Genomic DNA, 26,003 nt, shown 5'->3' with positions numbered 1-26,003 from the left:
CGTCGCGAGCGAGAATGATGCGTGGCGGACACGCCCCCTCGCGTCGTTAATGGCTGTTAAGAAACAGCTATCGACACCGGCGAATTGTCAGGGCCAGATGCGGGCGATGGAGCCCTTTGGCGCACCACTGCTGACGGCCTGGACGCGTGCGGCCGCCGCCGGCGCGGTGTGGCTGGTCGTCTCGGGTTTTACGGCAGGTCCGGAGATGGCGTCGGGGGGCGCCGCTTCGGTCCCGGGGATAGGGGCTGTCGAGAGCCGGAGCTTCATCACCAGCGACGGGGCTCGCCTTCATTATCTGGAGGCGGGTCCCGGATCTGACTCTCTTTCAGGCGGACCACCCACCGTCGTCTTCGTGCCGGGGTGGACCATGCCGGGGTGGATTTTCGAACACCAGATCGACGCCCTGAAGGACCGCTTCCACGTGCTTGCGCTCGATCCGCGCGGTCAGGGCGAGAGCGAGGTCACGGCCTTCGGCTACAGCTACGAGCGGCGCGGGCGCGATATCGGCGAGCTGATCGACCACGCGGCCGGTGGTCCTGTGGTTCTTGTGGGCTGGTCGCTGGGCGTGCTTGACAGCCTGGCCTACGTCGCGGGGCAGGGGGACGGGCGGATCGCCGGTCTGGTCCTGATCGACAATTCCGTGGGCGAGGAGCCGGCGCCGGTCGCGCGGCCCGGAGCGGGAAGTCCGGCGGATCGCGCGGACCTTCCCGAAGACGAACGCCGTCGCCGCCGCGCCGCCTTCGTCGCCTCCATGTTCGCCCATGATCCGGGGGCGGACTATCGTGCGCGCCTGACCGATCAGGCCTTGCGCATGAGCCAGGCCGACGAGCGCCGTCTGCTGGCCTATGACGTGCCCCGCAGCTACTGGCGAGCCGCCCTGCATTCGACCGACAAGCCGGTCCTCTACGTCGTGCGGCCCCGACTGAGAGCCCAGGGCGAGAATCTGGTTCGCACCCATGCAGATGCGCGCATGGAAGTGTTCGAGACCGCCGGTCACGCCCTGTTCGTCGATGAGGCCGACCGCTTCGACGCCCTGCTGATCGAGTTTCTGGATCACCGTGGCCGGCCGGGAACCGTCCATTGAAGGCGCCCGTGAACACCCGCGCGGCCCTGATGCCCCTGTTCCTGATCGCGCTCGGCGTGGTCGGGATCGAGAACGCCCTGACCCGCTACTTCGCCGTCGCGAAATGGTCGGAGTACGGCTACTGGATCATCTCCATCGTCATGGCGGGTTTCGCGCTTTCGGGGGTCTTTGTCGCCCTGTTCCGCGACACGGTGGCGAAGTCGGGCGTGGTGCTGAGAGCCGTCCTGCCCGCCGCCATGATCCTGGCCGCCGCCTTCGGCTTCCAGATGATGACGGCCAATCCGTTCAATCCGCTGCAGCTGCAGAACCCGACCACCTGGCCGGATCAGGTGCGGAATATCGGCCTCTATTATGCGGCCCTGCTGCCCTTCTTCTTTCTCGCCGGCCTCTACATCTCCCTGATCTTCGTGCTCAATCACCGGGAGATCGGGCGGGTCTACGGCTACGATCTGATCGGCGCAGGCCTCGGTTCGGCCGTGGCTCTGGGCCTGATGTTCGTGGTCCATCCCTTCCTGCTGGCGCCGGTTCTGCTGATTCCGCTGGCGCTGGGGCCGTGGTTCCAGCCGGGCCGCAGCCGCTGGGTCGGCGGGCTGCTGGCGCTCGCGGCCCTGGTCGGCGGCGAATATGTGCTCTTCACCGGCACGCCCCCGGCGTTCAGCGAGTTCAAGGCCATCTACGCCCCGATGAATACGCCGGGCGCCAGGGTCGTCGCCGAGATCCGCGCGCCGCGCGGCCACTACCTCCTGCTCGACGACTTCACCGAACGGGTCGACGCCGATGTGTCGAACAACGCCGGACTGATGGGCATCCCGGGGCCGCAGCCGACCTATGGTCTGTATCGCGACGGCAATCGCATCGCCTCCCTGCCCAAGGCGTTCGGCCGCGACGCAGCCTATGCGCCCAGCGCGCTGAGCGCCGCCCCCTATGTGCTGCGGCCCCATGCCGAGACCCTGCTGGTCGGCCTGTCGGGCGGCTTCCGCATCGCCGAGGCCAAGGCGCTCGGCGCCGCCAATATCGACGGCGTCGAGGGCGAGCCGGTGCTGAAGGATGCCCTGATCCAAGGTCTCGGTCCGTCGCCGGCCATGGCCTCCGACCCGAGCGTGCGTCTGCTCGACGGCGGCCCGATCGCGGCGGCCTGGCGGGCGGGACCGAACCGCTATGACGTCATCGACGTCTCGGCCGATTTCGTCGACGCCGCGCCCGCCAATGTCACCGGCGTGACCGAAGAGGCGATGCACGCCTATCTGGCGGCGCTCAGGCCCGGCGGGATGGTGTCGATCTCCGTCTCCATCCGCGACTTCCCCGTCTATGCCCTGCGCGTCGTCGCGACGGCGCGTGAGGCCTTGCTCGCGACCGGCGTCGCCGATCCTTCGGCCCACGTCATGATCTACCGCTCGGCCTGGAACGCGCGAATCCTGATCAGCTCGACGCCGTGGTCGGCGAAGGATATCGCGGCGCTCAAGGCCTTCTGCGCCGCCCGGTCGTTCGACGTGTCCTGGGCGCCCGGGATGGATGTCGCCGCGGCCCGCGCCAGCCTGTTCAACGACCTGCCGAGCGTCTCGTTCGAGACCGGCCAGATGACCTCGACCGGCCCTGACGACGCCATCGCCAATGAGGTCGGCGCCGTGCTGGCGGGCCGCGCCTCAGCCTCCAGCGGCGCCTTCCACATCCGTCCCGCGACGCTGGATCGTCCGGCCTTCTATTCGTCGCTGCGGATCGAACACCCACAGACCCTGATCAAGCGTCTGGAGGTCCTGCCGCAGGCGGAGATCGGGGCGCTGGTGAACGTCGCCGTCCTCGGTCAGGCCATCCTGATCGCCCTTCTGGTGCTGGCCGCTCCGGCGCTGTTCGTGCGCAGGAAGGGGATGGCGAAGGAGCCGCGCAGGCTGTGGCCCGTGCTGTATTTCCCGGCGCTCGGCCTCGGCTTCCTCTTCATCGAGATCCTGCTGATCGACCGGGCGGCCTTCTACCTGAACGACTATTCTTCGGCCTTCGCGCTCGTCCTGACCTCGATGCTGATCTTCTCAGGGCTCGGCAGCATGATCGCGGGCAAGGTCGGCGCCCTGCCCAAGGTCGCCTCGGGCATCGGGCTGATCGTGGTTCTGGTCTGGATCGCCGCCATGCTGATCGGCGGCGAGGACTATCTGATGCGGACGCTGGACCAGCCTCTATGGATGCGCGCGGGCGCGGTGGTGCTGGCCGCCGCCCCCGTGTCGCTGGCGCTTGGCATGCCCTTCCCGCTGGGGCTGATTTCGGTCGGCGACGGCCGGGCCCTGCCCTGGGCCTGGGGGCTGAACGGCGCCTTCTCGGTGGTCGCCACGCCCCTGGCCAATCTGATGAGCCGCGATGTCGGCTTCTCGTCCCTGCTGATCGCCGCCGCCGGTCTCTACGTCCTCGCCTTCATGGCCCTGCCGTTCGGCGTTCCGGCTGTACGGCCGGTGATGAAGAGCGCGCCGCAACCCTCTCTCAATCCGTCGGGCCTCGACCCGGCCTCGCCCGTGGAAAGCCCCGCATGACGACCCTGATGGACCGCCGCGCCCTTCTGGCTGCCGGGCTCGCCGCCCTGCCTCTGGCCGCCTGCGACGACAAGGCGATGAAGGATGTGCAGGCCCGGCTGAATCCAACGCAGGGGAGCGCTGAAACGGCCCCTGCCGCAGCCCCGACGGCCACGGCTCCGGCGCCCGGAGCGGGTCCGGTCGCCTCGACCGTGGTCAACGGCGTCAAGGCGGCGTCCAGCCCCTGGACCTTCGCCGCCTTCCAGGCCGCGATGGAGGCCTCGGGCCGGCCCAGCGCGATCACCGAAGCCCAGTGGACCGAAATCCAGACCCGCAAGCCCGCGGCCATCGCCCGGATCAAGACCTACCTCGAAGGCCGCTTCAACGGCGTCGCCGATCCGAATGTTCTGGCTGCCTTCGAGGCCGTGCCGCGCGAATATTTCCACTACGCCTACGCGCAAGCAGCCTCGACGGCCTGGCAGGCCTATGAGACCGATCCCAAGCCCTGGGCTATCGGCCACGGCTCGGTCCTCTCGGACTATCTGGGGCAGGCCTATATGACCCAGCTGGCGGCGCCCAAGCCGACGGATGTGACGCTGGAGATCGGCACCGGTTCGGGCTTCCAGTCGTCCCTGCTCAGCCGCGTGGTGCGCGACGCCTACACCATCGAGATCATTGAGCCGATCGGCCGGGCGGTGGACAAGATCTTCGCCCCGCTCGGCTATTCCAACGTCCACGGCAAGGTTGGCGACGGCTATTTCGGCTGGCCCGAGGTCACCGAAGGCTTCGACACCATCATGCTGACCTGCGTGGCCCAGTACGCTCCGCCCGAGCTGTTCCGTCAGCTCAAGCCCGGCGGCAAGCTGATTATCCCGATCGGTCAGCCCTTCCGCCGCGGTCAGGTCCTCTATGTCTACACCAAGGACGCCGAGGGGCGGGTCCACAGCCGCCGCGACGTCGGGGTGTTCTTCATTCCGATGACCGGGGCGATGCAGGCGCGACCGAAGCCGGGCTGACATCTGCAGGGTACGGATGATCCGGCCCGAAACCGGCCGTGTTTCATCGCTGCAACATCTCCCGGCGATGTCAAACCGTCATCTGACTGAGCGGAATCCGTCGACGAAGCGCGCCTAGATCACCCCATCCGCGACACCTTGTCGCCATGGATGTCTCCGGGGGGATCTCAAATGTCTTTGTCCAGAATGCTCGCGGGCGGTTCCGCCCTGGCGGTGCTCGCGCTCGCCGCCGCGCCGGCCTACGCCCAGCAGACGACCGCTGCGGTGCGCGGCGTGGTGGCCGACGCCAACGGCGCGCCCCTGTCCGGTGCGACCGTCACCGTGACCCACGTCCCGACCGGCGCCGAGCAGGTCATCGTCACCAATGCCGAAGGCGGCTTTGACGTGCGCGGCCTGCGCGTCGGCGGACCGTACCGCATCATGGCGGTCGCTCCCCGTTTCGCTTCCCAGACCATCGAGGACCTGTCGCTGAACGTCGGTGACGCCCAGCGCGTGCGCCTGACGCTCGCCCCCGTCGACGAACTGTCCGAGGTCGTGGTCACGGGCGCCCGCCGCGCCACCACGACCCAGCTGGCCAACGTCGGCTCGCGCACCACCGTCGACCGCGAAGGCATTGAATCGGTCGTTTCGGTCCGTCGCGACATCCGCGACATCGGCCGCCGCGACCCGCTGGCCAGCCTCGATTTCGTGGCCCGCAGCACCGGCCCCTCGGGCGGTCTCTACATCGCCGGCTCGTCGCCGCGCGCCAACCGCATCACCATCGACGGCGTGCGCTCGCAGGACAGCTACGGCCTGAACACCGGCGGCCTGTCGACCAACCGCGGCCCGGTCTCGTTCGAAGCGCTGGAGCAGATGTCGATCCAGGCCGTGCCCTTCGACGTCGAGGACGGCGACTTCACCGGCGGCGCCCTGAACCTGATCCTGCGTTCAGGCTCCAACCAGTTCCACGGCTCGGCCTTCTACAACTACCGCTCGACCGACCTCGCCGGCGACACCCTGCCGATCGTCGGCTTCACCAACGGCGATGTGCTGGCGGTTCCGCTGCAGGGCGAGCGCAAGGTCGTCAACACGATCGACGAGGATAACTACGGCTTCTTCCTGTCGGGTCCGATCATCCCCGATCACCTGTTCTTCGCGGCCTCGTACGAGAAGTTCACCAGCTTCGACACCACCGGCACGGGGCCGCTGGGCGCCGGCTTCGCCAACACCTTCAACCGCATCCCGGGCGTCTCGACCGGGACGGGCGCCAGCCAGGCGGACATCGACGCGGTCCTGGCCAACTGGAACGGCTATGCCGCCTCGACCCTGCTGAAGCCGGGCACCGTCGCCCAGGTCGAGCCGATCATCGACGAGAAATATTCGCTGAAGCTCGACTATGACATCATCGACGGCCAGCGGCTCTCGGCGACCTACCGCCATGCCGAAAGCTCGGTCTGGAAGCGCAGCCCCTCCACCACCTCGATCAGCCTGGACACCAACTGGTACGTCCAGCCCGAGGTCGAGGACAACTATTCGATCCAGCTGAACTCGCGCTGGAACAATGTCTTCTCGACCGAAGGCCGCGTCGCCTACCGGGAATACACCCGCGGCCAGATGCCGCCGGAAGGCCAGGGCTTCGCCAATATCTCGATCTGTACCGACCCGACCAACCCGGTCGGCGGGGCGACCTTCTCCTGCACCTCGGGCACGCCGTCGATCAACTTCGGTCCCGACCAGTTCCGTCAGGCCAACGTCCTGGCGACCAAGGAATACGCCGGATCCTTCATCGGCAACTTCACGGGCATCGCCGGCCACACGATCAAGGGCGGCTACCAGTACCGCAAGGTCGACATCTACAACCTGTTCGTCCAGCAGGCCCGGGGCGTCTACTACTTCGACTCGGTCGCGGACTTCGCCGCCGGCCGCGCCAACCAGCTGTCGTATGGCAATGCGCTGAGCGGCAATACGACCGACGCCGCAGCGGTCCTCAACTACTCGATCCACTCCCTGCTGCTGCAGGACACCTGGGACATCACCGACCGGTTGACGCTGAACTACGGCCTTCGCTGGGACAGCTACGTCTCTGACGTGAAGCCGACGCTGAACGCCAACTTCGTCACCCGCTACGGCTATAACAACCAGCAGAGCTACGACGGCATCGACGTTCTGATGCCGCGCGTCTCGGCCAAGTACAACGGCGATACCTTCGAACTGTCGGGCGGCTTCGGCCTGGTCTCGGGCGGCGTGCCGGACGTCTTCCTCGGCAACAGCTACGGCGCGACGACCGGCGCCCTGACCAACTCCTTCGCCATTCGTCGTCAGGCGGACGGCACCTATTTCGACACCGCCTCCTCGACCGTCATCTCCCAGGCCCAGGGCGACGCCCTGCTGAACCTGAACAAGGCTGACGGGTCCTTCATCACCACCCCCTCGGCGACGGCCAACGCCATCCTGACCGCCGACAGCGCCGCGCGCCGCAACGCCTTCACCAACTCCCTGGCCCCCGGGTTCGAGATGCCCTCGGACTGGAAGGCCAACCTGTCCTACAAGACCACCGTCTGGGGCTTCGACCTCGGCTTCGACGCCGTGGTCAGCCGCTCGGAAAACAACGTCGCCTTCCGCGACATCCGTTCACGCCTGCTGACGGTCAACGGCGTGCAGCAGCTGACCCCGGACGGCCGCCTGCGCTACGACGGCCTGCAGATCGCCGGCGCCACCCCGGCCGACGTCCTGGCCAACCGCGCGGCGGCGGGCCTGCCGGTCGCCACCAACCCGGACCTGGCCAACCTCGGTCTGTTCGGCGACATCCAGGCCTATAACCCCGATCAGAAGGCCTGGAGCCGCACCGCCGCCTTCTCAATCGGTCGCGACTTCGGCGAGCTGAAGGCCTGGGTCTCCTACGCCCTTCAGGAGGGTTCGCAGTACGGCGGCATCTCCGAGTTCGGCACCACCGCCGGCGGCAACGGCACCTCGGGCGCCTACTACACGGACCAGAGCTTCGACCGGGACCCGAACGCCCCGGCGCGCGGCGATGCGAACAATCTGATCGAACGGGCCTTCAAGCTGAACCTGGCCTACAAGGCCGAGTTCTTCCCGGGCTGGGTCTCGCGCTTCACCCTGTTCGGCGAGCGTCACACCGGCCGTCCGATCAGCTTCCTGATGAGCGACCCGCTGGGCAACCGGAACCCGACCTTCGGCGTCAGCCGCGACGACGCCCTGGCCTATATTCCGAACCTGAACAATCCGGACCCGACCAACCCGCTGCACTTCGTCGATCCGAACGGCGTCAACGTCTTCTTCGACAGCCAGGTCTCGGTCGATCGTCTGAAGGCGGTGGTCAACCAGTTCGGCCTGCCCATGGGCGGCATCCTGAAGCGGGGCATCGGCCGCAACCCGGATGTCGAGCGCTTCGACTTCCAGTTCGCCCAGGAAATCCCCAGCCCGGTCCGCGGCAACAGCCTGCTGTTCACCGTCGACATCGCCAACCTGGGCAATCTGCTGAACAACAACTGGGGCGTGGTGAAGGAGTATTCCAACAGCCGCTCGGGCGCCGTCATCGTCAACGCCCAGTGCGCCTCGGCCACGGGCGCCGCGACGCCGGCCACCAGCGCGGTCTGCGCCGCGTATCGCTACAGCTACCAGACCGCCAATGCGACCACGGCCGCCACGCCGACGGTCGATCAGGCCGCCAGCCTGTGGTCGGTGGTCCTGGGCTTCAAGTACCGCTTCTGACGACGCCTGCCTTTCCCGACCTGAAGGGGCCGTTCCGCAAGGGGCGGCCCCGATCTTTTTCGGCCCGGCTCCGACTGGCCATCGGCGGCGGATGACGCCACCTTGGCGGCATGACCCTCGACGACCTTGGTCCGCGCATCATCATCCTGGGGCCGTCGAACAGCGGAAAATCCACGCTGGCCGAGGCTATCGCGCGGGCGCGGGGACTGGAGGCCGTGCATCTCGACCAGCTGCATCACCAGCCGGGCACGGACTGGGTCCAGCGGCCGAAGGACGAGTTCGTGCGCCTGCATGCCGAGGCCATCGCGGGGGAGCGCTGGGTCATGGACGGCAACTATTCCCGCCTGCTTCCGGCGCGGCTGGAGAGGGCCACGGGGGTCATCCGGCTGGAGCTGCCGACGGCGGTCAGCCTGTATCGTTACGCACGCCGGAGCTGGTTCGAACGGGGCAGGGTGGGGGCGCTCGACGGCGGGCGGGACAGCGTGAAGTGGGTGATGATCCACCACATCGCCGTCACCACGCGGAGGAACCGCGAGCGGGATCGTCTCGCCTTCGAGGGTTTCGACCTGCCGAAGATCCGGCTGGCGACGCCCGCCGCGCTGAACGAATTCTACCGCGCTAACGGCCTTTCACGGGCGGGCTGACGCGGCCCTAGGCGGCTTCGGCCTGTTCGACCGAGACGGCGTCCAGGGCCTGGACCAGGTCGGCGATCAGATCGTCCTGATGCTCCAGCCCCACCGACAGGCGCAGCAGGCCATCGGTGATGCCGGCGATGACGCGGGCTTCCGGCGTCATGGCGGCGTGGGTCATGGTCGCCGGGTGGGCGATCAGGCTTTCGACCCCGCCCAGCGATTCCGCCAGGGTGAAGGTCTCCAGCGTCTCGACCAGGGTGCGCACGGCCTCGACGCCGCCGACCAGTTCGAAGCTGAGCATGGCGCCCGGGCCCTGCTGCTGGCGCGCGGCGAGCGCGTGGTTCGGGTGCGACTTCAGGCCGGGATAGTGGACGGCCTTCACCGAGGGGTGGGCTTCCAGCAGGGCGGCGACGTGGCCGGCCGTTTCCTGTTGGCGCTCGATGCGCGTGAACAGGGTGCGGATGCCGCGCATCGTCAGATAGGCGTCGAAGGCGCCACCGGTCACGCCGCGGCAGTTGGCCCACCAGGCGAGCTCGGCATGATCGGCCGGATCAGCCGAGATCACCGCCCCGCCGACGACGTCGGAATGACCGTTGATGTACTTCGTGGTCGAGTGGACGACGATGTCGGCGCCCAGTTCGATGGGGCGCTGCAGGGCGGGCGACAGGAAGGTGTTGTCGGCGACCACCTTGGCGCCCACAGCGTGGGCGCGCACGCAGATGTCGGCGACATCGACGACGCGCAGCAGGGGGTTGGACGGGGTTTCGACCAGCACCAGTTTCGGGTTCAGGGCGAGGGCGGCTTCCAGCGCGGCGGGATCGCCCTGATCCACCCACAGGACCTCGAAATGGCCCTTCTTCGCATGGGCGCACAGCAGGCGGTGGGTGCCGCCGTAGCAGTCGTGCGGGGCGATCAGCAGGTCTCCGGGCGACAGCAGGGAGAGCGGCAGATCGACCGCGGCCATGCCCGTGGCGGTGACCACGCAGCCGGCGCCGCCCTCCAGTTCGGCCAGGGTGTCGGCCAGGACGTCGCGGGTCGGATTGCCCGAGCGGGCGTAGTCGTATTTCCGCTTCTGGTCGAAGCCGGCGAAGGAGTAGTTCGAGGACAGATAGAGCGGCGGCATGACCGCGCCGTGCGCCGAATCCTGATCCACGCCCGAGCGGGCGCAGATGGTGCGGATGTCTTTTGCGGTACGGGTCGGACGGGTCACTGGTCGATATCCTTGAGGGCGGAGCGGAGGATGTCGCCGACGAGGGCGTCCTCCTTCAGGAAGGCGTCGTGGCCGTACAGGGACGGAGCCTCGACCAGACGCCACAGGGTGGGCAGGCGGGCCGCGAGTTCGCGGATGTCGTCGATCGGCACCAGCCGGTCAGAGGTGAAGCCGACCAGGGTGACGGGGGTGGTGATGGCCTCGGGCGTGACCGAATGGCGGTCCAGCGAGTCGGACATCGACAGCCAGCGCGAGGGGGTGGTGTGGGTGCGGTAGGCGACGCCGCGCGCGGTCAGATATTCGCACACCGGATAGGCCTGGCCGGCGGCGAGGGGGGCGGTGGTTTCGAACCGCTCGGAGAATTCCTCGGCGGTGCGATAGGTGGTCATGGCCAGTTCGCGGGCCAGGGCGACGCCGTCCTCGGGCCGGCCGGCCTCGACCGCCAGCTTCAGGATGCGGCGCTGGATGCCGCGCCAGGCCGTGGCCTGCGGATGGGCGCGATGGGCGGCGGAGACGACGATCAGCTGTTCGGCCCAGCGCGGAAACAGTTCGCCGAAGGCCAGGGCGATCATGCCGCCGTAGGAGCAGCCGATTACGGCGGCGACGGTCTCGGCGCCCAGATGGTCCAGCAGCAGGCCCAGCAGGCGAGCCTGATCCTGGGTGGTGATGGTGACGGGCTCTTCACCGGCGTCCTGCGTCCCGGGGGCATAGTCGAAGGCCAGAACCTGGCAGCGGCGCAGATCGATGGGCCCGCCGGCGGTGACCGCGTCCGACCACCAGCCCAGGCCGTTGGTCTCGGTGCGGTGCACGAAACGACCCGCCGAGATGCCGCCGGCGACGACGACCAGGGGCGCGCCCTCACGGCCGTGCAGACGGCCGGTGACGGTGGTCTGGTTCAGGCGCTGGCCGGACTGCAGGCGGAAGTCGGCGGGGATTTCGACGCTGATGTCGACGGCGTTGCCCTGACGGATGCGGCGCAGCTCCGGCACGAAGGCGCGGGGCTTGACGTCCAGACGCACATCGCCGTCGGCGCTACAAAAGGGTTCGGTGGTTTCGGTATCGAAGGCCATCGTCTTCCGCATCAGTCCCGCTCAGCAAGGACCCGATGCGATGACAGATGCGTGGATGCGCCGCCGTAAACCGACGCTCCACTCATCTCTCGCGACCCCGAAAGGCCTCGCAGGAGTTGGCACCGTTCGGACGGAATCCGGTGGTTGCCCCGACGTCAAAGGGCCTATCCCTCGGTCGGTCTTGATGAGTGGATTTATCGTGAGGCAAAACAGGGGTTCAGGTCAAGCGGAAAAATCCACCGCATACCCACACGACGGGTCACTCCCTGTGCCGCGTTATACTCGTCGTAACCCGACTATGCGCAAAAAACTTCCAACACAGGGTTGACGGCTGGCGTTTAGCCCGACACCCTTGGGCCAACTTATTCGCAAGGTTTCACCCCGTGTCCCGTTCTGGCCTCATCGCCATTTCGATTAGCACCGCCGCCGCAGTGACGGCGCGGACGGGTACGCCTGCGCTCACCACCACCGGCGGTATGACCATCACCGGCCCTTTCAGGGCGGGAAAAGGTTAGCGCACGTCGAACCCGACAAGCACCAACCCAGACCCGCCCGGACCCCCGGGCGGGTTTTTTCTTACCCGATCCCAACCCCGATTTTTCCGCACCACCCTCCGCTGCCGAGACCGAAAATGTCCCATCTCTCCGTCGTCCAGAAGTCCGACCCGCTCAAACCCGCCGCCGAACAGGGCGCCGCGCTCGATGTCGTGGTGCTCAAGTTCGGCTCCTCCATCCTGCGTTCCCAGGCCGATGCCCCGGCGGTGGCTTCGGAGGTCTATGGCCACGTTCGCGCCGGCCGGAAGGTGGTAGCGGTGGTCTCTGCCTTCGGCGGCCAGACCGACAGGCTTCTGGCCGACGCCCGCCTGCTGGGGCTCGACCACGAGAACGATCTGCTGCCCGGCTATGTGGCGCTCGGCGAGGAACAGGCGGCGGCCCTGACGGCCATCGCCTGCGACCGGATCGGTCTGGACGCGGTCGCCTTGTCCGTGCGGGAACTGGGCATCGTGGCCGAAGGACCGGCGGAGCACGCCCATCCCTGCGACCTCAAGAGCGGCGCCCTGCTGCGGGCCCTTGGCGATCATCAGGTGGTGGTGGTCCCGGGCTTCGGCGCGGTGCGGCCGGACAACAAGGTGGCGCTGCTGGGACGCGGCGGCTCGGACATGACGGCGGTCTTCCTCGCGGCCGAACTGGGGCTGAAGCGGGTGCGGCTGGTCAAGGATGTGGACGGTCTTTACGACCGCGACCCCGCCGCCGCCTCGGGCAAGCCGCTGCGCTATCGCCGCGCGTCCTGGGACGATGCGCGTCGTCACGGCGGCGCTTTGGTTCAGCATGACGCCATCGATCTGGGCCAGCAGCGTGGCGTCGAGATCGAGGTCGCGGGTCTGGCGCGCGCCGGCGGCACGGTGGTCGGTGATCATTCCGCCCCTCCCGGACCCTCGGTGCCCGACGCTCCGATCCGCGTCGCCATCGCCGGCTGCGGCGTTGTCGGCGGCGGCCTTCTGGCCCGTCTGATCGGCGATCCCCGCTATCAGGTCACCGGCGTTCTGGTGCGCGATCCGAAGAAGCCGCGCGACGTCGCCGCCCCGTCCGATCTGTTCACCGCCGACCGCGCCGCCTTCCTGGCGCAGAAGCCCGATCTGCTGGTCGAGGCCCTCTCGGAAGGCGAGGCCGGTCACGACCTGATCCGCGAGGCCCTTCAGGCCGGGATCGACGTCGCCAGCGCCAACAAACAGGCCATCAGCCGCGACCCCGCCGGGCTTCAGGCCCTGGCCGACGAGCACAAGGCCCTGCTGGTCTATTCGGCCGCGGTCGGCGGCGGTGCCCCGATGATCGAGACCCTGCGCGCGGCGCGCGAGGCCGGGCCTGTCGCCCGGTTCGAGGCGGTGCTCAACGGCACGGTCAACTTCATGCTGGATCGGCTCAGCGCGGGCGCCGACTTCGCTGACGCCCTGGCCGACGCCCGGGTGGCGGGCTTCGCCGAGGAAGATCCGTCCTCGGATCTGGAAGGCCGCGACGCCGCCGCCAAGGTCCGGCTGCTGTCTTTCGAGGCCTTCGGCGAAACGCCGGCCGACGGGACGATCACCTGCGATATCCTGTCGGATGCCTTCCGTCCGACGGGTTCGCCGGTGCGCCAGATCGGCGCCTGCCGTAAGTCCGACGCCGGCCTCGACGCGACGGTCCTGCTCAACCGGGAGCTTGAGGATCCGCTGTTCCTCGGCCTTCGCGGCGAACGCAATGCGCTCAAGGTCTATGGTGAGGACGGCCGGGTCTGGTCGTGCAAGGGACGCGGCGCGGGGCGCTGGCCGACGACGGAAAGCGTGCTGGCCGACGTCGCCGACATCGTACGCGCGCGACACGCCGCTCTCGGGTATCATTAGGTCATGGCGGTCTTCACTCCGGTTTCGGACGATCAGGCGCGGGCCTTCGTCGGCGGCTATCCGGCTGCGGGCGAGTTCGTGTCGCTGCACGCCATCGCCGAGGGGGTGGAGAACACCAACTACCGGCTGGAGACCACGACGGGTCGTTTCGTCCTGACCCTGTTCGAGGGCCGGACCGACGCCGCCTCGCTGCCATTCTGCCTCGGTCTGACCGATCATCTGGGTGCTGCCGGCTATCCGGCGGCGCGCCCGCTCCGGGACGTGTCGGGGGCGTGGATCGGTGCGCTGAACGGACGCCCGGCGGCGGTGGTCGAATGGCTGTCGGGCGCGTGGTTGCGCGATCCGTCTGCGGATGAGGTCGCCCGGGCCGGAGCGGCGCTGGCCCGCCTTCATCTGTCGACCCGACGCTTCGCCGGCCGCCGCGCCAATCCGGTCGGCCCGGCGGTCTGGAAGGCCTTGCTGGAGCGCTCGGCCTCGGGCGCGACGACGGCCGAGGATCGGCAACTGGTCGCCGACTGCCGTCAGGCGCTGGACCGGATCGGCGATCCGTTCACGGACGACCTGCCCTCGGGCGCGATCCATGCCGACTATTTCCCCGACAATGTCCTGTTCGAAAACGGTCAGGTCTCGGGCGTCATCGACGTCTATTTCGGCTGCGATGGTCCTTTCGCCTATGACCTGGCCATCGCCCTGACGGCCTGGGGCTTCGACGGCGACGGGCGCGAGATTTCCGGTGCGGTCGAGGCCTTCCGGCGCGGCTATGAATCTGTGCGTCTGCTGACCTGGGCGGAGGAGAAGGCCCTGCCTCTGCTCGGCGAGGCGGCGGCGCTGCGCTTCACCCTGACCCGTCTGCACGACCGCATCTTCCACGATCCGACCAAGCTGGTGACGCCCAAGGACCCGGCGGCCTTCTTCCGGCGCATGGCCTACTGGCGGGTGCCGGAAGCGGTCTAGGCCGCCTCGCCGCGGCGCAGCCAGTCAACGACGATGTCGTGGGCCGCGCCGTCCAGATAGCCGTCTTCATTGGCTGCCAGTGGCGCGCCGCGCCCGACGAAACCAACCGGCGCCACCTCCGTGGGCGGGAAGCCGAAGCGGTCGCGGAAGGCGCGGTCGAAGCGTGGGCGCGAGCCGAAGCCATAGCGCCTTCCGATCTCCTCGACATTGGCCAGACGACCGCCGCCGTTGACGCGCAGATCGGCATAGGCCCGGTCCAGCCGCCGATGCAGCACATAGGTCTGGACCCCGCCCATGTCGCCAAAGGCGCGGTACAGGGCGCTGCGCGACACCCCGATGGCCAGGGCGACCGTGTTGACGTTCAGGGTCGGATCGGCGGCGCGGGCGTCGAACACCTGCATCGCACGCTGGCGGATGGTGCGGTGGATGCTCTCCAGATGCACCGGCGACACCGGCCCGGATTGGCCCAGGAACCGTTCGGCGATGACGAAGGTGGCCTCGATGGCCGCCCCGCCTTCTTCCTCGGTCAGATCGCCGGCGACCTCGACCAGGGTCTTCAGGTGCGAGGCCACCAAGCGCCCGCCGGGGCTGTTCGGCGGCAGGACCAGGCCGTGTATCTTGCGTCCCAGAAGCCAGGACGGCACCGAGGTCCGGGGCGTGACCAGATTGATCGTGTCGATGGTGTCGGCCTTTGAGGCCGAGGGGCGCGACAGGTCGCGGAACTGCACCGAGCCGGCTGGAGCGAGGGTTTCGCGCCCGTCGCAGTCGCCCCGCGTGTCCGTCAGGTTGACGATGATGCTGATGTGGTCGAGGCCCGAGCGCCGGATCTCGCTGGCGGTGCGCGTCAGGGTCTGGGGGACCGAGCGGCCGCGTGCGAAGGTCGCCGCGCCGAACCGCCAGGCCGTGGTCTGGCTGCGGAAACCGACGCGTCCGTTATCGGCGACGCCGGACACGTCGTAGAGTTCGGAGATTGTCGCACGGTAGCTCTCATAGGCGTCGGGCTGTTTCTCCGACGAAATGGCCCAGGCGACGCTGAGCGCCTTGTCCGGCTTTACTGAACTCTCTGACACTGCCGCCACCGCCGATGCGCCCCACGCGCGATTCACCATCGGTATCCGACATTGTGTGATTTGTCGAAAGACTTAAGCGTGGCAGTTGCTTAGGGGCGGAATCCCTTCACCGCGGCCAGCGCGGCCTCGGGCGTGGCCTCGATGACGGTCAGTCGTTCCGGACGGTCGCCCAGTTCGCGGATGACGCGCGGCGGGTCGGGATCGAAGCCGACCACGGGGGCGACGTCCTTGCCGAACTTGGCGGCGTGGGCGGTCGACAGGGCGACGACGGGACCAGAACCGTTCAACTGACGCCGGGCGGCGGACAGGGCCACGGCCGTGTGCGGACAGACGACCTTGCCCCAGGTCTTATAGGCATAGGCGATCTCGGCGCGGGTGGTCTCCTCATCAACCGAGACGGCGGAGACTTCGGCGCGCAGGGCGGTCAGCAGGTCGGCGGGCAGGGTCGTCTGGCCCTCGCGGGCGAAGGCCTCGAACACAGCGCGGGTGGCGGCGGGATCGCGGCCCGAGGCCTCGAACACCAGCCGTTCGAAGTTCGACGGCGCCTGGACGTCCATGGAGACCGAGGCCGTCTCCACCGCCGCGCGACGGGCATAGAGGCCGTCGTTGATGGCGCGGGCCAGGGCGTCGTTCTGGTTCACCGCCGCGACAAAGCCGGCGACCGGCAGGCCCATTTTTCGCGCCGCGATGCCGGCGAAGGCGTCGCCGAAATTGCCCGTCGGGACGACGAAGGTCGGGGCTCGGCTCTCGCCCGCCGCAGCCAGCTGCATCGAGGCCGAGATGTAGTAGGGGATCTGCCCCGCCAGCCGCGCCCAGTTGATCGAATTGACCGAAGAGAAGCGCCCGCGCTCGCGCAGGGACTCCTCGGACAGCAGACCCTTCACCAGCCGCTGGCAGTCGTCGAAGTCGCCGCGGATGGCCAGGTTCAGGACGTTGTCGGCCTCGACGGTCGTCATCTGGCGACGCTGCACGGCCGAGACGCGGTCGAGCGGATGCAGGACGATCAGGTCGATCCCGGCCTTGTTCGCGAAGGCGTTGACGGCGGCGGCCCCGGTGTCGCCGCTGGTCGCCGTGACGAGGGTCAGTCGCTCGCCCGAGGCAGCCAGGGCCTCCGCCGACAGGGCGGCGGCCAGCTGCATGGCCAAGTCCTTGAAGGCTGCCGTTGGCCCGTGCCAGAGCTCCAGCATCCACAGATCGTCCGTGAGCTGAACCAGGGGCGTCACGGACGGATCGTCGAAGCCCGCGACCAGCGTCTGCAGGGCCCGGTCCAGCGCCCCCTCGGGCAGGGCGTCGCCGATATAGGGCGCCATCGCCGCCTTCGCGATGTGCACATAGGACTGACCCGGCGCCGTCGCGCTCGCCGAAAGCGTCGGCCAGGCCGAGGGCATGTAGAGGCCGCCGTCGGGGGCCATGCCGCGCAGCAGGGCGTCGGCGAAATCGGTCGGGGTCGTGTCCCCACGGGTCGAGATGTAGCGGGCGGCGGCGTCGGTCATGATGCAATGGTCGTACCCAGCCGAAGCGCCGCCGTCACCCGCATTTCGCCTGAAAGCGCCGACCATATTTGCTGAAGGAGGTTTGTGGGCTGGCGTGGGCCTCGCGAACCCGCCATGTCTGGGTCATGAGGTCGGCTGAATGAACCGAAGGGATCTTCTGATCCGGCTGGGCGCTGTGGGAGCCACGGTCGGCGCCGCCTGGTGGTTCCGCGACAATGTGCTGTGGCGTCGGCCCGAGATCGCCCTTCCGGCCCAGCCCGAATGGCTGCCGTTCGTCGAGCGGCGGGCCAATGTGCCCACGGTGGAGGTCCGGCTGAACGGTCGGACCGTCCGCGCCCTGATCGACAGCGGCGCCCAGTATTCGGTGGTCGACCGCGACTGGCTGAAAACGCTCGGCGCGGTGAAGACCTTCGACATGCCGATCCTCGCCTACGGCGTCGGCGGCCAGGCCCAGATCGGCAAGGGGGTAACGCTGGACATCGCCGTCGGCGGCGCGCGCATCGGCAAGCTCAGGGCCGCCATTCTCGACCTTGGGCAGCTCGCGTCCGACGAAGGTCTGGGGACGCCGCTGATCCTGGGTCAGGATGTGCTCGGGGAGATCATTCTGGACCTTGATCCCGAGCGTCGCCGCGTGCGTTTCCTGCCGCGCGAGGCCATGCCCCCGGCCGATGTCCGGCCTGTCGGGGTCCAGCGCGCGGGCAAGGCGCTGCGGACGACGGTGACGGTGGAGGGGACGAAGGTCGAGGCGGTGATCGACACCGGCTCCTCCGCCCTGCTGGCGCTCAGCCGTTCGTCGGCGGCCTCGGCGCGGCTGTTCGACGGGCGCGAGCAGCGGCGGGGCTCCAGCCTGGTTCTGGGCGGCGCCATGGCCTCGACCCTCGTCGAGGTCCACAGCCTGACGTTCGCGGACCAGACCTATGAGAAGGCCGAGACGGCGGTTTTCGGCGACGTCGCCCTGCCGGGCTTCCCGGACGCCCTGATCGGGATGGAGGCCTTCGTCGGCCGTCGCGCCCTGCTCGATCTCGGCGGCGGCCGGATGTGGGCCTCGCGCGAACTCGACCTGACCGTCGGGCGCTAGAGGCCGACTTCGGCGCGCAGGGCCTCGGCCGTGACGCCGGAGGCGCGGAGCTCCGCCAGGGTGACCGATTTGTCCCGCTTGGCGTAGCGTTTGCCGTCGGGACCCAGCAGCAGCGGATGATGGCGATAGACCGGCGTCGGCAGGTCAAGCAGGGCCTGCAGCACCCGCTGGACCGAGGTCACCTCGATCAGGTCCTCGCCGCGGATGACATGGGTCACCCCCTGCAGGGCGTCGTCCAGAACGGCGGCGATGATGTAGCCCGCGCCGATGTCCTTTCGCCCGACCACCATGTCGCCCAGCCGTTCGGGTTCGGCATGACGGACGCCGGGCCTGACCCGCTCCTCGACCCAGGTCAGGGCGTGCAGATCGCCCAGCCGGTCGCGCGCCGCATCCAGCGACAGCCGCCAGGCGAAGGCCTCGCCCCGCCCCAGCCGCTCCGCCTCGTCGTCGGCGGAAGACGGGCCATAGCTGAAGGCATGGGGGTCGTTGGGATCGTCGGCATGGGGCGCGACTCCGGCCAAAGCCATCAACTCCTTGCGGGTGCGGAAGCAACGATACAGAACGCCCATGTTCCGCAGCCGCTCGAGGGCGGCGTCGTATTCAGTCCGATGTTCCGACTGTCGGCGCACCGGTTCCTCCCAGTCGATCCCCAGCCAGGCCAGGTCTTCCAGCACGGCCGCCTCATACTCCGGGCGGCAGCGGGTGAAGTCGGTGTCCTCGATGCGCAGCAGGAAGCGGCCCCCGGCTTGCTGGGCCGCCGACCAGGCGGTCAGGGCCGAGAAGGCGTGGCCCTTGTGCAGATAGCCCGTGGGCGAGGGGGCGAAGCGTGTGACGAACATCGGGTCGGGCATCGGCCTACGATAGCGGCTTCCGGACCTCGTCGTCACTGGCGGACGCGCGGACGTTGCCGCTAAAGCGGACAGGCCCCACAAGGACGCATGCCCGACGCTCAGACGCCAGACCAGATCGCCGCCGCCCGCCTCGCCCTGATCGCGCTGGATCCGACCCTTGCCCGCGCCCATGCCGGTGTTCCCGTTTTCGAGTGGCGCACCCGGGTGGGCGGCTTCGAGGGTCTGTTCCGGATGATTGTCGAGCAGCAGGTCTCGCTCGCCTCGGCTGCTGCGATCTGGAAGCGGACTGTCGAGGGCCTGGAGGGCGTGGTCACGCCCGAGGCGGTGCTGGCGCGCGATATCGAAACACTCAGATCCTTCGGCCTGTCGGGCCAGAAGGCGCGCTATGCCCATGAGATCGCCAGCGCCCAGACCGAGGGGCGTATCGACTTCGATCATCTGGGTCGATTGTCCGACGCCGAGGCGACGGCGGCGCTGGTGGCGATCAAGGGTGTCGGCCGCTGGACCGCCGAGACCTTCCTGATGTTCTGCGAGGGCCGCACCGACGTCTTCCCCGCTGGCGATATCGCCCTGCAGGAGGCGATGCGCTGGGCTGACGGGATCGCCCTTCGCCCCACCGAGAAACAGGCCTATATCCGGGCCGAACGCTGGGCGCCGCACCGGAGCGTGGCCGCGCATCTGCTGTGGGGCTGGTATGGGGCGGTCAAGCGCGGCGAGATCGCGCTGGATGCGCAGGACGGGGAGGGGAGATGACGCCGCTGGTCGACGCCGAGACGGCGAAGGTCCTTGCCGACCCGCAACGGCTGCTGTCCGTGCTGGACTTCGCGGGCGTCGCCGTTTTCGCCGCCACCGGCGCCCTGGCCGCCGCGCGGGAGAAGCACGATCTGGTCACCTTCGCCTTCTTCGCCGCCATCACCGGGGTGGGCGGCGGGACCATGCGCGACCTGCTGCTCGGTCTGCCGGTCTTCTGGGTTCAGGACTGGCGCTATGTTGGCATCTGTATCGCGGCCTCGGTGGCGATCTGGCTGATCGGCCGGCGCGACTGGCGCTTCCGCGCCCTGCTGTGGCTCGATGCGATCGGCCTGGGCGCCTATGGGGTTCTGGGCGCCGCCAAGGCCGAGGCGGTCGGCGCCGCGCCGCTGATCTGCATCGTCATGGGTGCGCTGACGGCCTGTTTCGGCGGAATCGTGCGCGACCTGCTGGCCGGCCAGCCGTCGATCCTGCTGCGGCGCGAGATCACGATCTCGGCCGCGCTGCTGGCCGCGACCGTCTATGTGGTGCTGAGAGCCGACGTTCTGGGGATGTCGGATCTGTCGCCCTGGCCGGCGGCGATCGTGGCGGCCCTTTGCGGCTTCGGTCTCCGCGCGGGCGCCCTGCAATGGGGCTGGAGCCTGCCGGGTTTCCCTGATCGTCCGCGTAAGGCCGGTTGAAGGCGAGTCGAGAGCTGGGGGAAATCGTGATCGTTCCGCCGTCGGAACGTCATGGCGGCGTCGTCGAATCGGGCCTAGGCTAGAGGTACAGATAAGGAAGGAGATCACGTCTTCAGTCCTGTCGCCTCACACCCCCCTCAGCTCAGCGGGAGGGCCTGATGCAGGTCCTGACCCGACCGCCGTCCGGTTTTCCGGCGCTGGTGCTGAACGCTGATTTCCGCCCCCTGTCCTACTACCCGCTGTCGCTCTGGCCGTGGGAAGAGGCGGTGAAAGCCGTCTATCAGGACCGCGTGGACGTGGTGTCTCTCTACGACAAGGTGGTCCGCAGCCCCTCCATGGAGATGCAGCTGCCCAGCGTGATCGCGCTGAAAAGCTATGTCGATCAGGACCGCAGTCCCGCCTTCACTCGCTTCAACGTCTTCCTGCGCGACGGCTTCACCTGTCAGTACTGCTCGGAGACGACCGAGCTGACCTTCGACCACGTCATTCCCCGCTCACAGGGCGGCCGCACGACCTGGGAGAACATCGTCGCGGCCTGTTCGCCCTGCAATCTGCGCAAGGGCGGCCGCACCCCGCGTCAGGCCCAGATGCCGATCCGCCGCGAACCGATCCGGCCCAACGCCTGGCAGCTTCAGGACGCCGGCCGTCGCTTCCCGCCCCACTATTTGCACCAGAGCTGGCTCGACTATCTGTACTGGGACATCGAGCTGGAGCCGTAGCGGCTTCTTTACAGTCCGGATATAGCTTGGGTTTCTTCACCCTGCCGGCTTCCGGGCTCCGCGCCCGGCCGTCCCTGAACGCGAGCTGATATGACGGACGGAATGGTTCAGGACCTGTCGCGCTTTCGACAGCCGGCGGATTTCCGGGGGCGGTCGGCGGTCGTGGTCCAGCTGTGGTGGATCGTGCAGGCGACCCTCTTCGCCTGGTCGCCCCAGTTTCTCTACGGCTGGCGCAATTGGCTGCTGCGCCTGTTCGGCGCCCGGATCGGGCAAGGCGTCATCATTCGCCCGAGCGTTCGCACCACCTATCCCTGGAAGCTGACGATCGGGGATCACAGCTGGGTCGGCGACTATGCCGAGCTCTACACCCTGGGTGAGATCACCATCGGGGCCAATGCGGTGGTCTCCCAGTACAGCTATCTGTGCACCGGGTCGCACGACATGAGCGCGGTTGCGTTCGATATCTTCGCCAAGCCTATCGTGGTCGAGGACCAGGCCTGGATTGCGGCCGGCGTCTTTGTTCACCCGGGCGTGACGGTCGGAAAGGGCGCGGTCGTCGCCTCGCGATCGGTCGTCAATCGCGATGTGCCAGCCGGCCGCATCTTCGGCGGACATCCGGCGGTCGATATGGGCGCGAGACGAAAGGCGGATCCGCAGGGATGATCTGAGCCCCTGACGTCGACCTCAGAAATAGGTCTCGATCATCCGCAGCAGGTTGGGCGCCGAGACCGCCATATCGAAATTCCCGGTGAAAACGGCGCGCCCGGCCTCGCCCATCTTCGCACGATCGGCGCCTGACAGGGCGTGCCAGCCCCGGAGCAGGGCCTCGGCCCCGTCCACGGTGTCGGGTTCGACCAGCCCGCCGCCGCCGGCCTTGATCTCACGCCAGATATTGACCTTGTCGCTGATCAGAACCGGCTTGCCGCAGGCCAGGGCCTCGGCGACGACGATGCCGAAATTCTCCTGGTGCGACGGCAGGATGAAGGCTTCGGCGCCATAGTAGGCGCCCCATTTGGCGTCACCTTGCAGCATGCCCGGCCAGTGCAGCCGATCGGTGATCCCCAGGGCCTCGGCTCGTGCTTTCAGGGTCGCGACCCAGCCGGTCTGGTCAGGACCGGCGACCACGATCTGCAGATCGGGCTGGAGGGCGGCGGTACGGGCGAAGGCCTCGATCAGCAGGTCGACGCCCTTCTTGGGATGGATGCGGCTGAGGAACAGAAGGTAGGGCCGGCCCTTCAGGTCCGGCGTCTTTTCAGCGAAGGCCGTGGCCTGGGCGGGGGTTTTCACCGGCGCCGTGGCGGTGCCGTAGCCGACCACCTGTTCCTTGTAGTCCGCACCCCAGAACTCGCCGCGGGCCAGCAGCTTTTCTTCCTCGGTCGTGAACAGGACGGCCTTGGCGCCCTTGGTCAGGGGCCCCTCGCAAAACTGCCAGAAGCCCTGTTTGGCCAGGTTCTTGAGCGGATAGGTCTGCCGGAACCACGGGTCCATCATCCCGTGGGTGAAGACGAAATAGGGGGTTTGGGCGTGCGGCAGCACGCGCGAGGCTCCGAAGGTGGCATAGTTCCACAGGCCGTTGACGATGACGGCGTCATAGTCGCCGACGTGAGCCTTCAGCCAGGGCACCATGTCTGGCGAATAGCCGTAGTGTCCGAGGAAGCCGCCCTTGGCCTTGCGACCGCCCATGGCGTGGACCTTGATCGGGCTGGACGCGACCCAGGGGTCATCCGGGTGGTCCAGCGACAGGACCTCGCGCAGGCCGAGATCTCGCGTCGCCCCGTCCTGGCGGAACACGCCCTCGATCGGGCCCCCACTGACCGGGTTCACCGAATTGATGATGTGCAGCAGGCGCATTCGATGGGAACCCGATGGTTCAGGTGTCATGGGTCGCTGTCTTCTACGCAAGGGAGGGAGGGTTCACCGAACTAACTTTAGTTATAGGCGTCAAGGGCTTGAGGCTGTGTCGCGGCGTCTCGACCGACGGTTGTGGCGCGGATGCCCCTATGCCGTCTCCGGTGCGGCGGCGGTGACCGTGACAGGGCTGGCTTCGGACCATCTGTGCCTCGCCAGACGCCAGGCCGCGACCGCGGTCATGATCAGGTGCACCACAACCAGGGCGATGGCGATATTGATCGCGCTGGCGATCGGAATGACGATCAGCGAGGCGACGACCAGGGTGGCGGCCAGGGTTGCGGACACCATCTTGTGGGCGTTGATGGCCGACAGGGGCGTGAACAGGCTCGTCCAGACCATCTCGAAGGCCGTCGCCAGGCCCAGGGTCCACAGCAGGGCGGTCGAGAAATTCAGCTGGCCGTGGGAGATCAGGCGCACACCCAGCTCTCCAAGGAAGATCACGCACAACCCGTAGGCCGCGAGACCCGCCAGGGTCAGGGCGGCGTGGATCCTGAGCAGATGGCGATAGCGACTCCGGTCGCTGTGACCGAAGGCGAAGCTGTATTCCGGCTGCAGGGCGAAACTCAGCATGTTCGACCCGGCGGTGCCCAGACGGGCTACGGTGCGGGTGACCGAAAACAGGGCGACCGTCGCGGGGGCGGCCACGGCCCCCAGGATCAGCAACGGTCCCTGAATCATCAGGGCGTTGGACACCGGCACCAGCATATAGGTCAGGGAGGGGCCGGCCATTTCCTTCAGGCGGCTCCGCGTGGCGTGCTTCAGACCGATCGCCAGCCAGGGCGTGTTGCGACGGACCCAGACCGCGAGCAGGACCAGAGACAGCAGCCGCGAAAACATTCCGGCCAGGGCCGCGCCCGCAAGGCCCGCGCCCGACAGGGCCGCGCCGGCGATGGCGGCGGCTTCGAACAGGCGCGCGCAGGCTGCGAACATCGTCTCCGTCGCGGGACGGCCCTCGCACCGCACCCCGGCGGACAGCAGCAGGAAGAACTGATAGGCGATCACCGAGACCGTCTGGGTACCCAGCACCCCGCGCGCCTGTTCCAGGCTTTCGGAACCCAGGTTGAACCATGCGCCGATGGGGGCCACGGCCAACAGCAGGGCCGCCGCGGCCACGAGGACGCAGCCGGCGATGAGGAGAAGGCCCAGAATGCTCTGGAAGGTCTCCATCGCTCCGGCGCGATCGCCCGCCGAGACCCGGATCGACATGTCGTTCTTGGCGATGAAGGTGAAGCCGAAGTCACTGAAGTTCAGATAGGCGGGCAGGGCCGTGAGCAGGACCCACACCCCGTACCGCTCGATCCCCCAGGCCAGGATCAGGATCGGCACCGATCCGAACTGCACCCCCAGCGTCACCGCCTGACTGAAGATCTGGGCGGAGAAGTTTTTGGTCAGGCGAGAGGGAAGCATCAGTTCCGGCGGCCGAGCGGCTGCGGGGCTACGTGTTGGGGATATCTGGGGCCGCCGGCCTGACGTGAGCGCAGCTCACGTGTCAGCAGCATCAGCATCGCCATTGTGACGATGACGATGGGTATGTCACGCAGCATCATCCCGATCGTTGCGCTGGGGTCCTGCTCCGGAGCGAGGACGCAGACCACGATCATCGCGACCGTCCAGGGATTGTTGTTGATCTGCCCTCCGATCACGCCAAGGAGCCAGAACAGCAACAGGGGCACAACGATTCCCAGAGAGATCAGACCGACCACGCCTCCAACGGCCCAAGCGGTTGCTGTCAGGCCAACCACGGGGCGGCCCATGACGCCAGCCTGTCGGAACCCGTAGGCCCAGGCCACTTCGTCACCCAAGGCGCCTGCGCTCTTTTCGACAAAGGCGCTGGGCAGGGTGTTTTCGAAAACCTTTCTGACAAAGGTCGGCCAGCCGAGCCGGCCCGGTTCCCCCACGCGGGTGACCTGGTCAATGGGAAGAGGCATGGTGAAACGGTCAACGCCGATCGTCGAGGGATAGACGTAGCTTCCCGAAGATCGATAGTTCCGTTCGAACCCGCGGGTAACGCGGTCGTTGATCTGGTTGATCCTGCCCCAGTCGTAGTTGTTCTGCTTCAGAATCTTGGCTGTCAGATCGATACGTTCCGAAATCGTCTTCTGGGAGGATTCCGATCGGGTGATGTGGATCAGCGGCGAAACGATAAACTGGGTGAAGAAGAGAAAGGCTACGCCTGCGACGATGTACTGGGGCCGAACGCGGACGTTGTAGGCAACGATGACGAGCGCGACGATGAGCCCGGCATCGAGAACGTATTTCTTCACATTGCCAATCAGCGAAAGGCCGAAGATGCAGACGAACATGAGGATAGCGATCGTCATGTTTGAGCCGCGATTTTTGCCGCCTGCTGTCAAGGCGCACTGGGCGGTGAACCCCATGACCAGCAGGAAGTAGAAGACGCCGAAGCCCCCGAAGCCTTCTACCGTGTTCACCCCGTTGACCAGTTTCGGGCGGAAGATGGTGTGCAGCACCATAAGCGCGAACCCCACCACAAATCCGAAGCCGGCGATGAAGCGAAGGAAGGAGGGGCTCGAAAACTCCCTCTCCATTGCGACCATCACGGCAAGCCGCGCGGGGAAGGTTCGATAGATGGCGTAGGCGATCGTGATGCAGACGTGCCCCCCCAGCAGGACCAGAGCCGTGTCATACGGGGCCAGCAGGTTCTGTTGGACAGGCTGCAGCAGCAGGGTCTTGATCGGCAGGGTGAAGCCGGCCGCGTACAAACAGTAGGCGAAATAGATCAGGCTCGGCAGGTTCTGTCCGCCCGGAGCGACGACCACCAGGCCTGTCGCGGCGACCAGATAGAGGGCCAGAACAAGCAGAGGGTTGCCGCCCAGTCCGAACTGCACAAAGGCGCAGATCGTGATGATCAGAAAATAGATGATCCCGAACTTTTTCACGT

20 protein-coding genes and 1 riboswitch are annotated in these 26,003 nt (G+C 67.7%); of the genes, 12 read left to right on the top strand and 8 right to left on the bottom strand.

Annotated elements, in window-relative coordinates; translation table 11 throughout:
* Positions 1 to 49 precede the first annotated feature (49 nt).
* From AC07U0_RS07625 to AC07U0_RS07605, 5 genes are all read left to right on the top strand, one after another.
* Positions 50 to 1,084 (top strand): alpha/beta fold hydrolase, encoded by a 1,035-nt coding sequence (locus tag AC07U0_RS07625; protein ID WP_494719429.1) that lies wholly within the window; start codon positions 50 to 52, stop codon positions 1,082 to 1,084.
* A gap of 8 nt (positions 1,085 to 1,092) precedes the next feature.
* Positions 1,093 to 3,600 carry a spermidine synthase family protein gene (locus tag AC07U0_RS07620; RefSeq protein ID WP_494719428.1) on the top strand — a complete coding sequence of 836 codons (2,508 nt, stop codon included), beginning with the start codon at positions 1,093 to 1,095 and terminating at the stop codon, positions 3,598 to 3,600.
* Positions 3,597 to 4,595, top strand: coding sequence for a protein-L-isoaspartate O-methyltransferase family protein (locus AC07U0_RS07615; RefSeq protein WP_494719427.1), 999 nt, complete (start codon positions 3,597 to 3,599; stop codon positions 4,593 to 4,595). Before AC07U0_RS07620 ends, AC07U0_RS07615 begins: the two co-directional genes overlap by 4 nt.
* Positions 4,596 to 4,766: 171 nt before the next feature.
* Positions 4,767 to 8,306 carry a TonB-dependent receptor gene (locus AC07U0_RS07610; protein ID WP_494719426.1) on the top strand — a complete coding sequence of 1,180 codons (3,540 nt, stop codon included), beginning with the start codon at positions 4,767 to 4,769 and terminating at the stop codon, positions 8,304 to 8,306.
* A gap of 110 nt (positions 8,307 to 8,416) precedes the next feature.
* Positions 8,417 to 8,950, top strand: a complete 534-nt coding sequence (locus tag AC07U0_RS07605) for an AAA family ATPase (RefSeq protein ID WP_494719425.1) — start codon at positions 8,417 to 8,419, stop codon at positions 8,948 to 8,950.
* 7 nt (positions 8,951 to 8,957) lie between these two features.
* Here AC07U0_RS07605 and metB read toward each other — a convergent pair whose 3' ends face one another.
* Both metB and metX read right to left on the bottom strand, forming a co-directional pair.
* Positions 8,958 to 10,148 (bottom strand): cystathionine gamma-synthase, encoded by a 1,191-nt coding sequence (gene metB / locus AC07U0_RS07600; protein WP_494719424.1) that lies wholly within the window; start codon positions 10,146 to 10,148, stop codon positions 8,958 to 8,960.
* Positions 10,145 to 11,230: a homoserine O-succinyltransferase MetX gene (gene metX, locus AC07U0_RS07595; RefSeq protein ID WP_494719423.1), complete on the bottom strand. Its 1,086-nt coding sequence runs from the start codon at positions 11,228 to 11,230 to the stop codon at positions 10,145 to 10,147. Before metX ends, metB begins: the two co-directional genes overlap by 4 nt.
* 67 nt (positions 11,231 to 11,297) lie before the next feature.
* A riboswitch (SAM riboswitch) is annotated at positions 11,298 to 11,409 on the bottom strand.
* Positions 11,410 to 11,849: 440 nt separating this feature from the next.
* Here metX and AC07U0_RS07590 point away from each other — a divergent pair.
* Positions 11,850 to 13,595 carry an amino acid kinase family protein gene (locus tag AC07U0_RS07590; protein ID WP_494719422.1) on the top strand — a complete coding sequence of 582 codons (1,746 nt, stop codon included), beginning with the start codon at positions 11,850 to 11,852 and terminating at the stop codon, positions 13,593 to 13,595.
* Between the two features lie 3 nt (positions 13,596 to 13,598).
* The gene (gene thrB / locus AC07U0_RS07585) at positions 13,599 to 14,549 is read left to right on the top strand and encodes a homoserine kinase (RefSeq protein WP_494719421.1); all 951 of its coding nucleotides are present in this window, start codon (positions 13,599 to 13,601) and stop codon (positions 14,547 to 14,549) included.
* Here thrB and AC07U0_RS07580 read toward each other — a convergent pair.
* On the bottom strand, positions 14,546 to 15,658 hold the full coding sequence (locus AC07U0_RS07580) for a helix-turn-helix domain-containing protein (protein WP_494719420.1): 1,113 nt from the start codon (positions 15,656 to 15,658) through the stop codon (positions 14,546 to 14,548). The two genes, thrB and AC07U0_RS07580, sit on opposite strands and share 4 nt — an antisense overlap.
* A gap of 50 nt (positions 15,659 to 15,708) precedes the next feature.
* Positions 15,709 to 17,112, bottom strand: a complete 1,404-nt coding sequence (gene thrC / locus AC07U0_RS07575; RefSeq protein WP_494719419.1) for a threonine synthase — start codon at positions 17,110 to 17,112, stop codon at positions 15,709 to 15,711.
* Between the two features lie 139 nt (positions 17,113 to 17,251).
* On the opposite strand from thrC, the gene AC07U0_RS07570 reads away from it, so the two are divergent.
* On the top strand, positions 17,252 to 18,190 hold the full coding sequence (locus tag AC07U0_RS07570; RefSeq protein ID WP_494719418.1) for a retropepsin-like aspartic protease: 939 nt from the start codon (positions 17,252 to 17,254) through the stop codon (positions 18,188 to 18,190).
* Here the strand turns inward: AC07U0_RS07570 and gluQRS are convergent.
* On the bottom strand, positions 18,187 to 19,041 hold the full coding sequence (gene gluQRS, locus AC07U0_RS07565) for a tRNA glutamyl-Q(34) synthetase GluQRS (RefSeq protein WP_494719417.1): 855 nt from the start codon (positions 19,039 to 19,041) through the stop codon (positions 18,187 to 18,189). The genes AC07U0_RS07570 and gluQRS overlap by 4 nt on opposite strands.
* 87 nt (positions 19,042 to 19,128) lie before the next feature.
* Between gluQRS and AC07U0_RS07560 the strand changes: the two genes are divergently transcribed.
* From AC07U0_RS07560 to AC07U0_RS07545, 4 genes are all read left to right on the top strand, one after another.
* Positions 19,129 to 19,794 (top strand): DNA-3-methyladenine glycosylase family protein, encoded by a 666-nt coding sequence (locus AC07U0_RS07560; RefSeq protein ID WP_494719416.1) that lies wholly within the window; start codon positions 19,129 to 19,131, stop codon positions 19,792 to 19,794.
* Positions 19,791 to 20,471 carry a trimeric intracellular cation channel family protein gene (locus AC07U0_RS07555; RefSeq protein WP_494719415.1) on the top strand — a complete coding sequence of 227 codons (681 nt, stop codon included), beginning with the start codon at positions 19,791 to 19,793 and terminating at the stop codon, positions 20,469 to 20,471. Before AC07U0_RS07560 ends, AC07U0_RS07555 begins: the two co-directional genes overlap by 4 nt.
* Positions 20,472 to 20,629: 158 nt before the next feature.
* On the top strand, positions 20,630 to 21,190 hold the full coding sequence (locus AC07U0_RS07550; protein ID WP_494719414.1) for an HNH endonuclease: 561 nt from the start codon (positions 20,630 to 20,632) through the stop codon (positions 21,188 to 21,190).
* Between the two features lie 90 nt (positions 21,191 to 21,280).
* Positions 21,281 to 21,853: a putative colanic acid biosynthesis acetyltransferase gene (locus AC07U0_RS07545; RefSeq protein WP_494719413.1), complete on the top strand. Its 573-nt coding sequence runs from the start codon at positions 21,281 to 21,283 to the stop codon at positions 21,851 to 21,853.
* Positions 21,854 to 21,874: 21 nt separating this feature from the next.
* On the opposite strand, the gene AC07U0_RS07540 is transcribed toward AC07U0_RS07545, so the two are convergent.
* The 3 genes from AC07U0_RS07540 to AC07U0_RS07530 all read right to left on the bottom strand — a co-directional run bounded on the left by AC07U0_RS07540 (position 21,875) and on the right by AC07U0_RS07530 (position 26,001).
* Positions 21,875 to 23,041 carry a glycosyltransferase gene (locus AC07U0_RS07540; protein WP_494719412.1) on the bottom strand — a complete coding sequence of 389 codons (1,167 nt, stop codon included), beginning with the start codon at positions 23,039 to 23,041 and terminating at the stop codon, positions 21,875 to 21,877.
* A 147-nt stretch (positions 23,042 to 23,188) separates the two neighbouring features.
* A complete protein-coding gene (locus tag AC07U0_RS07535; protein WP_494719411.1) occupies positions 23,189 to 24,508 on the bottom strand; it encodes a lipopolysaccharide biosynthesis protein in 1,320 nt (439 codons plus the stop codon).
* Positions 24,508 to 26,001, bottom strand: a complete 1,494-nt coding sequence (locus AC07U0_RS07530; protein ID WP_494719410.1) for a hypothetical protein — start codon at positions 25,999 to 26,001, stop codon at positions 24,508 to 24,510. The genes AC07U0_RS07535 and AC07U0_RS07530 overlap by 1 nt, the downstream gene beginning before the upstream one ends.
* Positions 26,002 to 26,003 lie beyond the last annotated feature (2 nt).

The sequence above is a fragment of the Brevundimonas sp. GW821-FHT02A10 genome, assembly GCF_059422025.1.
This window is presented reverse-complemented; position numbering and strand designations above follow the sequence as displayed.